This window comes from Neoalteromonas facilis, assembly GCF_002807665.1.
Lineage (GTDB): Bacteria > Pseudomonadota > Gammaproteobacteria > Enterobacterales > Alteromonadaceae > Alteromonas_E > Alteromonas_E facilis.
Map to the genome: position 1 here is coordinate 373245 of NZ_PEAY01000004.1, position 14211 is coordinate 387455.

17 protein-coding genes are annotated in these 14211 nt (G+C 43.5%); 6 read left to right on the forward strand and 11 right to left on the reverse strand.

Annotation, left to right across the window (positions count from 1 at the left end; genetic code table 11):
* Positions 1 to 67: 67 nt before the first annotated feature.
* The 4 genes from CSH93_RS13105 (at position 68) to CSH93_RS13115 (ending at position 4751) form a co-directional block, all read left to right on the forward strand.
* Positions 68 to 1921 (forward strand): sensor domain-containing diguanylate cyclase, encoded by a 1854-nt coding sequence (locus CSH93_RS13105; protein WP_124748978.1) that lies wholly within the window; start codon positions 68 to 70, stop codon positions 1919 to 1921.
* An 18-nt stretch (positions 1922 to 1939) separates the two neighbouring features.
* Positions 1940 to 2089, forward strand: coding sequence for a hypothetical protein (locus CSH93_RS17935; RefSeq protein WP_164078368.1), 150 nt, complete (start codon positions 1940 to 1942; stop codon positions 2087 to 2089).
* A 124-nt stretch (positions 2090 to 2213) separates the two neighbouring features.
* A complete protein-coding gene (locus CSH93_RS13110; protein WP_100643708.1) occupies positions 2214 to 2864 on the forward strand; it encodes an NAD(P)H-dependent oxidoreductase in 651 nt (216 codons plus the stop codon).
* Positions 2865 to 3269: 405 nt separating this feature from the next.
* Positions 3270 to 4751 (forward strand): M61 family metallopeptidase, encoded by a 1482-nt coding sequence (locus CSH93_RS13115; protein ID WP_100643709.1) that lies wholly within the window; start codon positions 3270 to 3272, stop codon positions 4749 to 4751.
* A 327-nt stretch (positions 4752 to 5078) separates the two neighbouring features.
* Here the strand turns inward: CSH93_RS13115 and CSH93_RS13120 are convergent, their stop codons facing one another.
* The 11 genes from CSH93_RS13120 to CSH93_RS13170 all read right to left on the reverse strand — a co-directional run bounded on the left by CSH93_RS13120 (position 5079) and on the right by CSH93_RS13170 (position 12389).
* Positions 5079 to 5594, reverse strand: a complete 516-nt coding sequence (locus CSH93_RS13120) for a cyclic nucleotide-binding domain-containing protein (protein WP_164078369.1) — start codon at positions 5592 to 5594, stop codon at positions 5079 to 5081.
* An 85-nt stretch (positions 5595 to 5679) separates the two neighbouring features.
* Positions 5680 to 6132 (reverse strand): GNAT family N-acetyltransferase, encoded by a 453-nt coding sequence (locus tag CSH93_RS13125; protein WP_100643711.1) that lies wholly within the window; start codon positions 6130 to 6132, stop codon positions 5680 to 5682.
* 89 nt (positions 6133 to 6221) lie between these two features.
* Entirely contained in the window at positions 6222 to 6662 is a 441-nt protein-coding gene (locus CSH93_RS13130; protein WP_100643712.1) for a GNAT family N-acetyltransferase, read from the reverse strand.
* 59 nt (positions 6663 to 6721) lie between these two features.
* Complete coding sequence (locus CSH93_RS13135) at positions 6722 to 7165, reverse strand: hypothetical protein (RefSeq protein ID WP_124748979.1); 444 nt, start codon at positions 7163 to 7165, stop codon at positions 6722 to 6724.
* 94 nt (positions 7166 to 7259) lie between these two features.
* Positions 7260 to 7802 (reverse strand): DUF7010 family protein, encoded by a 543-nt coding sequence (locus CSH93_RS13140; RefSeq protein ID WP_100643714.1) that lies wholly within the window; start codon positions 7800 to 7802, stop codon positions 7260 to 7262.
* Positions 7803 to 7850: 48 nt separating this feature from the next.
* Entirely contained in the window at positions 7851 to 8357 is a 507-nt protein-coding gene (locus tag CSH93_RS13145) for a GNAT family N-acetyltransferase (RefSeq protein ID WP_205663334.1), read from the reverse strand.
* A gap of 137 nt (positions 8358 to 8494) precedes the next feature.
* Positions 8495 to 9205 (reverse strand): response regulator transcription factor, encoded by a 711-nt coding sequence (locus tag CSH93_RS13150; RefSeq protein ID WP_100643715.1) that lies wholly within the window; start codon positions 9203 to 9205, stop codon positions 8495 to 8497.
* A gap of 141 nt (positions 9206 to 9346) precedes the next feature.
* Positions 9347 to 10057 (reverse strand): spondin domain-containing protein, encoded by a 711-nt coding sequence (locus tag CSH93_RS13155; protein WP_100643716.1) that lies wholly within the window; start codon positions 10055 to 10057, stop codon positions 9347 to 9349.
* An 8-nt stretch (positions 10058 to 10065) separates the two neighbouring features.
* Positions 10066 to 10779 carry a spondin domain-containing protein gene (locus CSH93_RS13160; protein ID WP_100643717.1) on the reverse strand — a complete coding sequence of 238 codons (714 nt, stop codon included), beginning with the start codon at positions 10777 to 10779 and terminating at the stop codon, positions 10066 to 10068.
* A 293-nt stretch (positions 10780 to 11072) separates the two neighbouring features.
* Positions 11073 to 11924, reverse strand: a complete 852-nt coding sequence (gene bla / locus CSH93_RS13165) for a class A beta-lactamase (protein WP_420807262.1) — start codon at positions 11922 to 11924, stop codon at positions 11073 to 11075.
* A gap of 78 nt (positions 11925 to 12002) precedes the next feature.
* Positions 12003 to 12389, reverse strand: a complete 387-nt coding sequence (locus CSH93_RS13170; RefSeq protein ID WP_100643719.1) for a DUF1304 domain-containing protein — start codon at positions 12387 to 12389, stop codon at positions 12003 to 12005.
* A 245-nt stretch (positions 12390 to 12634) separates the two neighbouring features.
* Here CSH93_RS13170 and CSH93_RS13175 point away from each other — a divergent pair, with 245 nt between their 5' ends.
* Together CSH93_RS13175 and CSH93_RS13180 are read left to right on the forward strand one after the other, a co-directional pair.
* The gene (locus tag CSH93_RS13175; RefSeq protein WP_100643720.1) at positions 12635 to 13021 is read left to right on the forward strand and encodes a VOC family protein; all 387 of its coding nucleotides are present in this window, start codon (positions 12635 to 12637) and stop codon (positions 13019 to 13021) included.
* Positions 13022 to 13176: 155 nt separating this feature from the next.
* On the forward strand, positions 13177 to 14208 hold the full coding sequence (locus tag CSH93_RS13180; RefSeq protein WP_100643721.1) for a helix-turn-helix domain-containing protein: 1032 nt from the start codon (positions 13177 to 13179) through the stop codon (positions 14206 to 14208).
* Positions 14209 to 14211 lie beyond the last annotated feature (3 nt).

Here is a 14211-nt window from a genome sequence, read left to right on the forward strand (position 1 = left end):
CGTCGATGAATGGTGCGTTATTTAAACAGATCAAGATTGTATTGTAGTCGCAATCGGGTAGGTTATCGTGAACATCGCTCTATGGTTAGTACCAGCCTTTCGTCTTTGTAAAGCAAAGACGGCGTTTTATCGACATATTACGATAGTCGTCGTGGCGTTTTTGTCGATGTTCACAGTCACATTGGCTAATGCGTCAGACGTCATTGAAGTGGGCGCAAATGAAGATGGTCATCAACGCACAGGCATCGATCAGGTATTTTTTGACCCGGATAGAAGCCTTACCGTTTATAACGTACAACAAGCTCTGCTCAACAAAGAATTCCAACCACTTGCTACCAATGGTTCAACTGGATTAATCAAAGGCGATACCTGGACGGCATTTACCTTAGAAAATGTCACTGAACAGCGTTTGTCGTTGCATTTAGAGTATGTTGACCACCAAGTAATTGAGGTGGAAGCATACGCCAGTGTTGGCTCTGCCAATACCTATGTGTTGTTGCAAAAGTTGTCAATGAACGAACCTTTTGCACATCGCCCTGTTACACATAACCGCTTTGTTATTCCAGTTGAAATCCCCGCCAAACAACAGCTTCACATGTTAGTCCGATTTGATGCCACGGATGGTGGGTTTAGCTATCCGAGTATGCGCATATGGTCTCCCAACGCCTTGGTTGCGTCTCATGCCCGTGAAACAGGTTTATTAATGTTTCTGTTTGGCGGTTTCTTTTTGATGGCACTGTTTTCATTTGTGGCAGGTTTTGCCGCTGGGCGAAAATTATTTTTCCTCTATTCGTTGTATTCACTGTCAAAGATAACTTGTTGGGCCACCATTTTGGGCCTGACTCATCAGCATGTATTAACAGACACTTTCCACTGGAGTTTGATGTCGATTAGCGGGGCTGTCACCATTGTGTGTGGACTTGTTTTTGCCCGCGCGTTTTTAAGCACGCGTACCCATACGCCGCGTATGGACTACGTATTATTGTTCATGATCGCTAATGCATTTGTACTACTGACGGCTGCTATTTTCCAAGTCAAACTCTTAGCCATCATTACCATTACACTTGCATTAATACTTTACCCTGTAGTTCTGATCGTGGGTTTCCTGCGCTGGCGACAAGGAGCCAGCGAGGCAGGTGTGTTTACGCTGGCTTGGGCAGCCTTAGTTATCGGTTTGGTGATGCAGGTTTTACGTGATGTTGGTGCAATCGAACATTCAATGTTTAATTACTATTTACCGCCTGTGGCGTCTTACATTGAAATGCTCACTATCATGTTCGCAATGGGACTGTTAGTGAAACATTTACGTCGCGACAAAGAAGCGACTGAGCGCGAGTATCGTGAACATCTAGAGAAGTCGAAAGAGCGTTTGGAACAAGAAGTTAAAATGCGTACGATTGAACTAGAACGCGCAAAAACAAGAGCAGAAGTCGAAGCGAATACTGACGACTTAACCGGTATTAGAAATCGTCGTAGTTTTCTGATACATGCTGAACAGCGCCTTGAACTAGCGCTTCGTCAACACCAATCTTGTTGCTTGTTAATGATTGATCTTGACCATTTCAAACGCATCAATGACACCCACGGACACAATGTTGGTGATGAGGCATTGAAACAGTTTGCGATAACCGTCGACACCCTGATCAGGGAAACCGATATCTTCGGTCGTTTAGGTGGTGAAGAGTTTGTATTGTTTATCACCGAGCCGTGTGACGCAGCTGTTCAATTGGCAGAGCGCCTACTCCAAAAAACCACAGAGATCCACGTAGACTCGCCTAAGGGACTAGTGAAGTTAACGGCTAGCATAGGTATTGCCTGTGCAATCCCACCAATTAATATCGAAGATCTACTGCACAAAGCTGATGAGGCGATGTACCGCGCCAAAGCTCAAGGTCGAAATTGTGCGGTATTGGCGCAATAGAGAACTAAGCTATCGTGCGTGATTGCGACTCTTAGAGAATTAGCCATCGCAGTAAAGCATCAAGAGGATTACTCCGCCAGTTTCCCGATCAAATCGTCAGAAGGGTTGTTGATTGACAATGGAATTCAATATCGACTACTTGATAACGGAGAAAAAGAGGCTCTTTGAGTTCATACCAACGGAAGTTGCGTTAGAGTGTCTAGACTTTTAATTTCAATTCACGAGATTATTTAGAGCTACTTCTAAATAAGCAAATTTCGAACTCAATTGCTAGGCATTCTAAGGAAATAAGGTGAAAGTACATCTAGTTATAGCACATCCAGAACAAGGTTCTTTCAATTTTGCATTACACAAAATAGCAATGGAAGTTTTGAAAAAAGAAAGCATCAAGTTTGAAGTTTCAGACTTGTATGAGCAAAACTTTAACCCAGTTGCGGGGAAAAGTGATACTAATAATTTTCCAGCTGAAGACTTGTTCCAATTAGCAAAAGCCCAAAGATTAGCGATTTCGAGTAACTCTTTTGTAAATAGCATTAGTCAAGAGCAAGAAAAGTTGGCTTCATCTGATCTACTAATTTTTCAATTTCCTTTGTGGTGGTGGTCTTTTCCGAGCATATTAAAAGGTTGGATCGATCGCGTGCTATCTTCCGGTTTTGCCTACGGTAACAACGCAATACTTGGGCCTAAAAAAGTCATGTATTCAATTACAACAGGTGGTGCCAACTCTGAAGAAGAGTTGGAGTATTACAAAAATAAAATTGACGGTTTATATCAAGATATATTTGGCTTTATGGGATGGGAGATTTTGCCAGCGTTTATAGCTCATGGTGTACAGCAAAAAACGGACGGGGAACGGCAGCTAATACTAGCTAATTATCAAGAGCATTTGCTTGGAAAGGTATTAGCAGATAGTTTAGATAATACAGATAATTTGAGTGTCTAAAAAGGCGTTATGTCATACTCGTAGCAGCTTATTCAGCTCCACTTCTTTTTACATCAAAAAGTTGTTACTCGCAGCTTAAAATAGCATTACCTAAGTCCGCTTCTACCACGAATTAGCAGCTCAAGTTTACAATTTTCGAATGCTGCCCTTTGTCTGTTGAAGAAATGAGACTTATCCAAGGTGACTTATCTCAATTATTCTTTTTATAACGGCTTTGGGGCAGCGCTAGCACTTTGTTTTAGCTGAGTCATGAGACTTATGCTCCACAAGATATGCGCGACACAGATAGTAAATAAGACTCTGATTTTTAGAAAAAACTATTGAGTTTTATTCATCATTTAAACCTTTTCGATTTTTTTCTCGTCACATAATCAGTTTTTGCATACTCACAAAAGGCCCTAATTGATGACAATATTCAGTAAACTCCGCTTATTCCTTTTTCTACTTTTCCCTTTGGTCGTCTTCGCAGAAGACTCTTCAACGGCGCATTACATTGTTACATTTTCTGATAAAGACCCCAGGATTGTTGAAGTCGAAGCTACGTTATCGCTCAAGGGTAACAAAATTAGAATGGCGTCTTGGGGGCACCCCGCATTGCCGCATGGCTGGGGGACGTTTGTTGAAGATCTTGTGGTAAAGGATGATAAAAACAACACCTTGGAAGCGACCCCTAATACCAAAGACGGTTGGGGAGCCTGGGTTGTTAATGGAGAAGATGGCTTACCCTTAACGCTCACTTATAAAGTTTCACTGACTCAGGATGAATATGATTGGAACCCTGCAGGCGGCCAAGACTCAAGACCCGCTGTTACTGAGAATGTCATTTTCTTGGTTACAAAGGCGTTATTTATATACTCACCCGGTTTAGAGCGGGCGACAGTAAAAATCGACGTGCCTGAGAAGTGGGATATTTCGGCTCCTTGGCAAAGTAAGCCAAACGCGCCACACACGTTTGAAGTCAATTCTTGGGCTGGTCTTGTCAACAACGCCCTTGTCGTTGGCGAACATTATGAGCGCATCGTACAAGACGGTGATATGGAAATAGTGATAGCCGTAGACAATGCACTTAAAGACCATGTCGATCTGTTTCAGGATATCTTCCAAAAACAATTGTCCAGTTTTCGTAAGGTGTTCGCAATCACGCCTAAAGTAAAGTACCTCGTTACCATAAGAGGGGCTGATGAAGACGATGGCGAGTCTTTTGCTAACAGTTTTAATCAAGTCATTATTGCTGACAATTTGGATAGACGAAAAATAGTGTGGGCCAACACCATGTCACATGAATTGTTCCACTATTGGAATGGTGATCATGGAAAACATAGAACAGAGACGTTCTGGTTCTCTGAGGGGTTCACTGAATATTACTCCAGCCTAACTTTGTTTAGAACAGGCGTCATAGATGAGAGTTTGTATTTTAAAAAATTGGAAAGGTACTTATCTCGCAACCACATTACTATGAACATGAATCCTGAAGGAGCATTAAGCCTTGTAGAGGCCGGACAAGAAAAGCACAAGAATTGGTTGCAAGTGTATGGGGGAGGAGCAACTCTTGCGCTCGTTTTGGATTTAAATATTCGACATGAAACGCAAGGTGAAAAAAGTCTTAATGATGTAATGCGATTACTCAACGAGCGTTTTGGACAAAAAGAGTTGAAGTTCGAAATTAGCGATATTGCCCAAATCATTTCTGAGGTAAGTGGTAAAGATTACCATTCATTCTTTCAAGATCACGTTTGGGGAACGGATAAAAAGTTGGATGTGGCGGGGGCCCTTTCGTTGGCTGGCCTAGAGTTGGCGCAGTTTACGGATGAATTTTATATAACTAAAACAACATCACCTAACAAAACTCAGGCAAACATTTATCAAGGCTGGATCGGTAAGCTTTAGTTTGAAGCTCACGGGTTACATTCACTTGAATGTAACCCGTGAGCTGCGTTTCATTTTTACGATGTTAGAACCGTAATTTAGGTATAACTTGCGGTTAATGGAGGGCCGACGTTATTGTAATCTTTAGTATGGTTTTACTGATTTATATAACGATTAATCTCGGATGCAAGTAACCATAGTCGGTCTTGCCCCCACAACGCCAATAGTTCGTTTCCTTGTCTATCCAGCGGCGCAAAGGGCTGGGATCCATGGTGGCGATGCCACCTTGCTCACGAAACTCTTGTTTTCCTTGAGTCATTTACTTTGCTGCTCATTTTCCATCTGTGGTCATGCTTCATTTGGGTCAGGTAACTGGCTACCTAATTCGGCTTCTAAATCCGCGATGCGAGAGAGCAATTCTTCCCTTTCGTCTTCTGCTGCAATGGATTCTGCGTTTTGTTTCGAAACACGCTCAACCAAGCCTGCAATGATCTTATCTTTTATTGCTTCCCGAATACTCACAGGTAGTCGCTTGAATGCTTCGTAATCGATTTTCATGACAACCATTTCTTCAACTGCGGAAACGCTCGCCGAGCGATGCTCGCGACAGATAAATCCGACTTCACCGATAAACTGACCAGGGTGTAAATGACCAACTGTATGCTGACGGTGGCTTACCAGCGCTTTGCCTGCCAATATAATGTAAAACCATGGTTCTTGCGCACCCTCACGAATAAAGGTTTCCCCGGCCTTTATGCCAGAAAAGACCGCTTTCATCTCAACCACTTGTTGACGGTCAGAGGCTTGCAAATCTTTAAACAAGGGAATGCGAGATAACACTTCCATGATTTTAAGTTTATTCAAGCGACAGCACTCCATTCACAGTTCATGACTTGTGGTTTTAATAGTAGTCTAAAACTGGCGTAATGTGCTTCCCTTCGAATGTTTGTCACTCAGGCTTTTTTTCTTTGTAGATATCGGGTTGCCATATTTGCATTAAAGTTTCCACACGCTCAATCGGCTTAAACCCGTATTGCTCATAGAGTGAATGTGCATCATAGGTTGCTAGCATCATGCGACGTAACCCTTTTACCTCTGGTTGCGATACGATCGTGTCGACTAACCATTTACTCAGACCTTTACCGCGATAGTCAGGCAAAATGAATACATCGGCTAAATAAGCAAATGTGGCTTTATCGGTGATCAAGCGGGCGAAACCAATAAGCGTATTGTCACTGGTTAGAACAGCAAAGCACCACGAGTTTTTAACGGCTTTTTCCAATAGTGCTCGTGGCATGCCTTCCGCCCAGTAGCTGTTCGATATGAATCGGTGGATCACATCCATATCAAATTTCGCCTGTTCGGTTGTGATGAAAAAACCGTCACGAGATGCATGTACCATATGAGTGCCTTGCCTATGTATGTTGCGCAAATAAAAATTGAAGTGCGTAGTTAAAAGTGAAGTATGTTACGACCCGCTAATCGTCAGCACTAGTCTTTGATACTGGCCGTAGGCTCGAGTACCCAACATCGCTCATTATGGTTAAAGCCAATGTGCTTATAGTAGGTATTTGCAGCGGGCGCAGCGATTAAAATCAATTTGCACTTTGGCCCTAGCGCCTTCTTAGTTAACACTTGTAATTGTTTACCAATGCCTAAGGATTGATACTCTCTGTCAACCGCTAAGTCGGATAGGTAGCAGGCGTAGTGAAAATCCGTCACATTTCGTGCAATGCCAACGAGCTTTTCTCCATCCCACGCGCTTAGGGTTAGATTGCTATTGTTGATCATCCCCTCAATACAAGCGACATCGTCTACAGGACGACGCTCGGCCAAACCACTGCTATGTAAAACACACAAAAACTGTTCTGTGGTTATGGGCGCATTAACGCGATACTCAATGTGCTTTTCATCTGATTTGTTGACGGTCATAAATCCTTTCCCTTGTTATTCTCGAGACTCCCAATCGCGATCTCTTGCAGCTTGTTCAGTTATTGAGACATACCCAGCACCACGATTTGTGCAATGTCTTTAATGCGGATGTGGGTTTGGTAAAAAAACTTGGCGTTAGATTGGCCTTCAGTTGACGCTTGTGTACGTACTTGTCGCGCAAGCCCTCGAACGGCAATAGCCTTGCCAATAAAGAAATCTTCCGCTGGTTGTCCATAGGTGGATTCCAGTAGGGATACTACTGATGGGGGGATCGTGACGGTAATATTCTCTTGATCACGGTAATCTAGCTTGGTGTTGAGGTAAACAAACTCGCCTTGTTTACCTGATGCTTTGATATCGAGCTGATATTCCGCTTCAGTTTGCTTAGTGTTTGGTGCCGCGTGGGTCGTCAGAAGTTCCATCGACGTTGTTTCTGTCCCTATGCGAGGTGTAGCTACACATCCAGTGAGTAGCAGCAATAAAAATGTAAAAACTAATTTCATCGGGAATACAACAACGGGCGTTATCAGAAAAGTAGTACTAAGACGCTGAGCAGTATAGCGCCCCCCAATGGTTATGCAAAGACACCGAATACCCTCAGCCTAGTGATTCGTTGCCTTTGTATTTTCGCAGTAACATTAACGCGAAAAGCAGTTCACAACCTCCACCAATAAAGGCGCCGATAATAAAAGGTGCGTTCAACAATAGACTAGCAACTCCCGAAACGGTGAGGAGAGCCCCCAAAACCCAATACAGCTTTTCGCCATACAGGCTTTGGAAAACGATATATCGAATACCAATGGTAATAAGCATAATAGGATAAAAATATTGATGCGCGATGTTGGCGAAATAAAAGGCTAATAAAAGGCCCGCGAATAATATGGCAAGGGTCTCTATTGCTAAAAAGCGTAGTGGGTTATCACTTGCATGACGGCCTGAACGGCCAAGGATTTTGGCGAGGAGCACGGAAAGAGGAAAGATCAGCATGCCACCAAAGAAAAGTACAAGCATACTGGCGAAAGGGGCTTGTACCAGCCCTGTTATCGCAGCTATTGTCCAAACCATTCCTGATGCTAAAACACCCGTTGAACCGCCGGCGTAGGCTCTTTTCATATCGTCTTGAGCAGCAGTAAATTCCATCTAATATCCTTGTTTATGTGTTAAAACTTAAAGCATGTTTTCTTTTTGCTATTTAGCCTTGTTAACTAAAAATCGTTGCACGATAACGCCTTCGTCATCAATTTCAGAATCTAAAATACCACCACAAGCGATGATTGTGCGTGAGGAAGCGAGGTTCGATTTGTAACAGTGTATGTGTATTGGATCGACGCCCATAGTATGGAGTTTTTGAATGGATAGTTTCATCAGCAAAGCACCAAGATTTTTGCGACGATAGGATGGGCGTATACTCAAACCAATATGACCCCCGCAATGTGCTATCGCGTCATTTAAGTAATGGCGAACATTGGTCACACCAATCAGCTCGTCATTGTCTACCAACCACCATGTCGAGCTCGGAACATAGCCTGGCGGCAAGTTAACTCCATCAGCAAAATCAGCAATTCTCGCGAGCATTTGGGCAAAGTCAGAGTGATCAAAATCCATTGGGAAAGGGTATCGCTCTTCATCACCTAATTCTGCGATGTAGTCGATGTAACTTTGTTGGTAGTTCATTGAGGGGCGGATCAATTCCATTGTGATATCCGAATTAAAATATAACGTTTGTGTCGCCACGGGTGTGATCAGAGTGTATCGACAAAAAACGTTATCGACCAGTGCAAGCTCTCGTATGGCGCGAAGATGTAGATGGTGTACAAAAGAGCAGTGTACCGTTAGTAATTGTACTCTGCGGCTTTGCCTGGATTAAACTTGTAGCCGACACCCCACACTGTTTGCACCAGATCGCCACAGTCACAAATCTTAGTCAATTTCGAGCGTAATCTATTGATTAGGCTGTTCACGGTGTGTTCGTATCCGGAGTAGTTATAACCCCAGACGGAAGCCAGCAACTGTGGCCGTGAGAATACTTGATCCGGGTGACGAGCTAAAAAATACAGCAACTCGAATTCAGTTGCCGTTAACGATAATGAGTGACCATTGTACTCAGCTCTATGGTAAGAATGATCGATGTAAAAACTGCCAATGCGCACAGCGTTTGCCGACTGAGTGTCGATAGCGCTTACAATGCGTGACCGTCGCAATTCAACACGAACTCTAGCTTGTAGTTGAACAGGGTTGGCTGGAAACTCAATGTAGTCTTGGGCGCCAAGTTCGAGGCTCAAAATACGTTCTGCTTCACATCCTTGTTTTGATACAACAACAATAGAGGTCATAGGCAGCGCGCTCTGTAGTCTCTGTATCCATGATATCTGTTCTTGTAGCTTATCTTTTATAGCGATAACAATAACGGGATACTGACGTTGACGACATCGAACTAACGCTGATTCAATACATAAACTCTTATCACACTCAGCACCAACGCGGTTCAGGCATGACATTAAGCTGTTATTGTCTTGTTTATCGTTTTGAATGAGTAAAATCATACCAAATTCCGGTCTGCCAGCGCTGCCCTCGTGAAAGAGTAGTGCTCACATAACAGCTGCAATATCGACAATGGAATATACCATTACATTTATTAAGGTTATCCCACCAATTCGATATGACAGACCGGCAAGTGACGTTTTTTATTCCACTCGGGTGACAATAATTTTTAACCCTGGATTATTGAATCGATGGATAGCAGACAATACTGAATTCGGTAATGAGTCCTGACCCGTTACAACACCGGGGTGGATACTTACGGCATTTGCATCATCTCTGTCAGCATTGAATCCTTCACCCCCATCACTTGGACCCGGAATAGTGCCGGCCATTTCGGTATTAGCTTCTGTTCCCGCATCATAAATATTGGCGAATAAGGTAACAGATTGGTTGACTTCCATGCCCGATAAGGGATGCTGGGTTACACCCGCAAATGCATCATTAGTGTTTACAAGCATAGTAGCAACAGTAAGAAAGAAAGCATCCCCATCTGTGATTGAAACAGTGACCGTCTCTGTTTCACCTGGTGGAAGTATATCTGCGCCTGACGCGGTTGCCAGAAATTCACTGTTAGCCAGAAACTCGGCATTGTCACCCTCTTCAGCAAGTAACTCAAAAGCCTCAGATACTGATTCTCCTATTTGCCACATAGATATATCTTCGTGCAAACCTACTGCTAGAGGTGATAGCGGCTGAGCCTGAGTGAGGTTGGTCACTGTGATATCGTAAGTAAGCGTTACGGGTGCTGGCTCAGGGACCATGACAGTAGGTTCGTCATTGTCATCACTGCAGCCGCTTAAGCTTAAAAAGCCCAGCGCAAGCATTGCCAATGGCAACTTGTTTAATAAAGCCATGACGCCTCCTATTCTGAAACTGTAATCGTGATCTTAGCCACCGGATTCAACCAACGTTGTACGGTGTTAGATATGTCGCTAATACCGGCACTTTCATCATGATCGCCCAAGTTTCCTGGGTGAATGTGTACGACTGTTGCGCCTATTTCTGTAGTAACGCCACTGCCGCCTGTTGCGATTAATGATTCAAGTGGCGGTGGAACGGGCATGCCCGGCATGTTAGGTTGGTCACCACCACGTATTTCATCATTCGCTTCGGTGCCCGCATCGTATGCATTTAGGTAGACAGTGTAGGTGCCTGCTTCAGAAGGGATTGGCCAAGCATTCAAACCTATAAATCCGTCATTGGTAGGTAACATCATGCCGACGATAGATAAAGACGAGTTGCCTTCCTCTGTTGATAAACTCGCCATTGTTTTTTGGGTAGGCCCAAGCAATCCGCCAGCGGGATTGTTCGCCATATCGGCATTGACTGTTGTCAGCACATTTTCAAGGCCAGAGATATCCCCCGCTTCAGCCATGGCCTGAAGCTCGCTACTAGCCATTTCTCCGACAGAGAATAGCGATTGTTCGGCAGGGTGAGCGGCAACAAGAAGCGGCGTAAAGTAGATACCGCGCGTTAAATTTTGGATTTCAATATCGATTTCTGCTGCACTGCTAGTAGCTGCAAATGTGCTCAGTCCAGCCACAAGGCTGCATGGAATTAGCCAATTATTTCTCATTATTTTTCCTTAGTTGTTGATGCGCTTGCATTGCCAGCTTTTGAACAAAGGGGGCATTGCACACTGGATTACGATGTTGGCTTGATAGTAAACGCGTTGGTTGATGTTTTGCGCTAGCCAGCAGATAGCGTGCGTTTTCAATCAAGTAAGGAGATAGTGGAAATAAAAAGTCGCAAAATTATCACAAGAAAATCACAATTTAATCTTTATGCAGGAAAGACAAGGAAGCAACCTATCGTATTAGTCGTTGTTTTATATTTTTCCCCCTGTTGCTGTATTCACTATCGCAGGCTTTACTGCACGTGATAGTGATGAAAAACAGCATTGCCTATCTCAGCAATAACAGCATTTCTCTCAGAGAGACTTAATTGGGTTTGAGTAAGGTAAATACTCAAAATGATTGGGGGGCGTGAACTGTTCCAAATAATTGCGGTTATGCCCCTTGATCCGTTCTCACCGGCTCCTGTTCGATCCGCAATTTGCCAAGCTGAAGGTAGTACTGAACGCAAAAGCGCATCTGAAATGGTGTTGTTTTGCATCCACTGCTTCAGCTGTTGAGCTGACGTTTTACTCAATGTGGTTCCCAATAAAAGTGTTGATAGCGTTTCTGTCATTGCTTTGGGCGTTGTTGTATCTCTTGGATCATGAGCGACAGCTTGATTCAGCTCAGGCTCGTAACGGTCGATGCGTGTGGTTGGATCACCGTAAGTTCGCAAAAATTGCGTTACTGCTGGAGGGCCACCTATCTGCTTTAGCGCAATATTAGCTGCGGTATTGTCACTGGTCAGCATGGTTGCTTCACAGGCATCGAATAACGAAATTGATTGCCCGACTAAGTCCTTAGTAATAGGGGACCAAACGACTAGCTCTGCCTTAATCACTGGATATTCTGTAGCGGAATCAATTAAAGATTTGTCGTGATCATGCAACATTTTTGCGCAAGCAAGGGTTTTGAACGTGCTCATCATGGGAAAGCGTAAATCGCCATTGTAATGCCAAAGATGTTGGCTTTCGGTATCCAATACGGCTACACCTAAAATGCCACCGGTTTCATTTTCAATGGCGCGTAGCTTTTCGCTAAGTATTTCAGCGGCAGCTAACACTGGCACAAGACTTAAGATGGCAAGTAACAGGAAATATTTTATCGTTGGTCGTTTAGGTAGCATGATTGCAAACGGGTATAAGTTAGTAACATTGAACTATTCGAAAGCCATTGATAAGCATTAGCTAATGAACCATGTAATCCACGCGCATAAAGGAAAAAAGGCCTGCATTGTTCCCGCTCGAAGCATAGGTTTACCGCCAGAATATATAAGTACAATACCGGCGCCAACCATATTGGCACAGGCAAATAAAATTAACGTGTGGGATATCAATTCATGCCCGTTTGATAGTTGTATCCCGATGCCAGCGAGTGCCCCAATAGCTAAAAATAAGTTGTAATAGCCCTGATTAAAAGCCCACAAACGTTTGGCCTCAGCATCCTCTTGCGATTTCGCGCCAAAGCGCTTGTATATGCCAGGGCGCATAAACCACAAGCTTTCCATACAAAAAATATAAACATGCAGTAAAGCGGCTAGTAACGCAAAAGTCAGAAACAATGTGGTCATAATTACTCTCGGCGAATTAGGTTAGATTAACCCGTTAGGCAATGTCTAAATAGACTGATGGCTCTACGCTATCTTGTTGCCTCGTGCCTGTATAGCTTTTTCAATTACAAGTATGAATAGAGACAAATACATATGAAATGCTCACGGAATACTTCGATGTATTGTCAAAATTTAATTTTCATTAAATCTGTACAAATATACAGTTGTGTTCTACATTTTATTTTCTACTAACGGAGGGCGTAAGAATGATTGGATACATCACTTTAGGGACAAATGATTTAGCACGTGGAGCAGCTTTTTATGACGCGTTGTTAGCGGAATTAGGGGCAAGTCGTATGATGGAAGAGGAAACCTTTATCGCTTGGGCTGTCGATCAAGGGAAGACCTCATTGGCATTAACCAAACCATTTGATGGTAACCCAGCAACCGCGGGTAACGGCACTATGGTGGCGTTAGAGGTAGATACACCAGAACAGGTAGAGGCTATCTACAATAAGGCGTTAGAACTTGGCGCGACTGATGAAGGGCCAGTAGGGGCCCGTAGCGATTGGTTCTTTGCAGGGTACTTTCGTGACCTTGATGGCAATAAGTTCAATGTGTTTTGTTTAACTAAACCATTACCGAGCGCCTAAACTTAGGCGTTTAATCGATTGATTGGAGCACGGTGTGAACAAATGGGTTCAGAATTGTGCTCTTATTTGTTTGCTCGTTACTCTTTGGCTACTCCATTTCTGAACGAATGACGGTATGATGATACTAATTCTCTGCCTGTGGATAGACGTTCTTAATGGTGCTAACGCTTAACGCCGTCAATTTGATACAAGCTGCAACTATCAGTGTAGCGCTGCTCGGATGCGTCTTGTTTTGGCAACGAAGCGCATTTAGGGGAGTTGTATGGTTACTAGCCTATATCGCGTTTGCATCTGCTGTGAATATTGCGGAAGAATCCGGTATTACAAAAGATATATATTTGCTTAGTCCAGCTCTTTTGCTGATTTCTGGTCCTGCATTTTTTGTCGTTGCGAAATCTCTAACAGGGCGAATGGTTAGTACTTTAGATAGCATTCATTTCGTCCCTGCATTAGTTGCTTTACCTTTCACTGCAAACGTTCAAACCATTATATTACTCGGTACATTTTCACGTGTGTTGTATAGCATTTACACCATAAAAGTGCTGTTTGAGTACAAACGATCACTGGAGCAAGAGCGCTCTGATGCTGATGAGTTTTCATTTACTTGGTTGATATGGGTAGTGGTGACTATCACTGCGTTTACTGCAATTGATCTCGTCCGGCTTAATATTCAACAATTACTCGCAGTTGACCTTAACCTCTTGGGGCAGGGTATCAATAATCTTATTTGGTTGTTGCTAGTGGCTTATGTCATCGTAAAGCTTCACCAGAGGGTATTATCACCTGTTCCGCAAATTGATAGCACCGCTAGCCTCGCTGACGCCGCTGAGTCCAGCGAAGACTACCGGGCAATTTTTGCAGAGGTTGATCAACAAATTAAAGTTAATGCGTGGTTCAGACGGGCTCGTCTTACGCTGAATGAGTTGAGTGAATTGACGGGGTTTCAAGCCCGCGATATTTCTCGTGCGATTAACTTAGTGGGTAAATGCAGCTTTAATGATTATATAAATGGTCTACGAGTAGGTCTTGTGTGTGAGCATATTCGACAATCTACAGACCAAACAATTACGAATACAATGTTAGATTCAGGCTTCAGTTCTAAAGCGACGTTCAATAAAGCTTTTAAACAAGTCATGGGCATGACGCCCAGCGAATACAAAGCCATGCAACAAGGTACAGGATCTTGATCC

What these genes read in the sequence shown, in the direction of transcription:
- CSH93_RS13175 (WP_100643720.1), top strand. Translation starts at nt 12,635, where the DNA reads ATGATTGGATACATCACTTTAGGGACAAATGATTTAGCACGTGGAGCA.
- CSH93_RS13160 (WP_100643717.1), bottom strand. Translation starts at nt 10,779, where the DNA reads ATGAGAAATAATTGGCTAATTCCATGCAGCCTTGTGGCTGGACTGAGC.
- CSH93_RS13135 (WP_124748979.1), bottom strand. Translation starts at nt 7,165, where the DNA reads ATGAAATTAGTTTTTACATTTTTATTGCTGCTACTCACTGGATGTGTA.
- CSH93_RS13155 (WP_100643716.1), bottom strand. Translation starts at nt 10,057, where the DNA reads ATGGCTTTATTAAACAAGTTGCCATTGGCAATGCTTGCGCTGGGCTTT.
- CSH93_RS13150 (WP_100643715.1), bottom strand. Translation starts at nt 9,205, where the DNA reads ATGATTTTACTCATTCAAAACGATAAACAAGACAATAACAGCTTAATG.
- CSH93_RS13180 (WP_100643721.1), top strand. Translation starts at nt 13,177, where the DNA reads ATGGTGCTAACGCTTAACGCCGTCAATTTGATACAAGCTGCAACTATC.
- CSH93_RS13145 (WP_205663334.1), bottom strand. Translation starts at nt 8,357, where the DNA reads ATGGAATTGATCCGCCCCTCAATGAACTACCAACAAAGTTACATCGAC.
- CSH93_RS13125 (WP_100643711.1), bottom strand. Translation starts at nt 6,132, where the DNA reads ATGGTACATGCATCTCGTGACGGTTTTTTCATCACAACCGAACAGGCG.
- CSH93_RS13170 (WP_100643719.1), bottom strand. Translation starts at nt 12,389, where the DNA reads ATGACCACATTGTTTCTGACTTTTGCGTTACTAGCCGCTTTACTGCAT.
- CSH93_RS13115 (WP_100643709.1), top strand. Translation starts at nt 3,270, where the DNA reads ATGACAATATTCAGTAAACTCCGCTTATTCCTTTTTCTACTTTTCCCT.
- CSH93_RS13130 (WP_100643712.1), bottom strand. Translation starts at nt 6,662, where the DNA reads ATGACCGTCAACAAATCAGATGAAAAGCACATTGAGTATCGCGTTAAT.
- CSH93_RS13140 (WP_100643714.1), bottom strand. Translation starts at nt 7,802, where the DNA reads ATGGAATTTACTGCTGCTCAAGACGATATGAAAAGAGCCTACGCCGGC.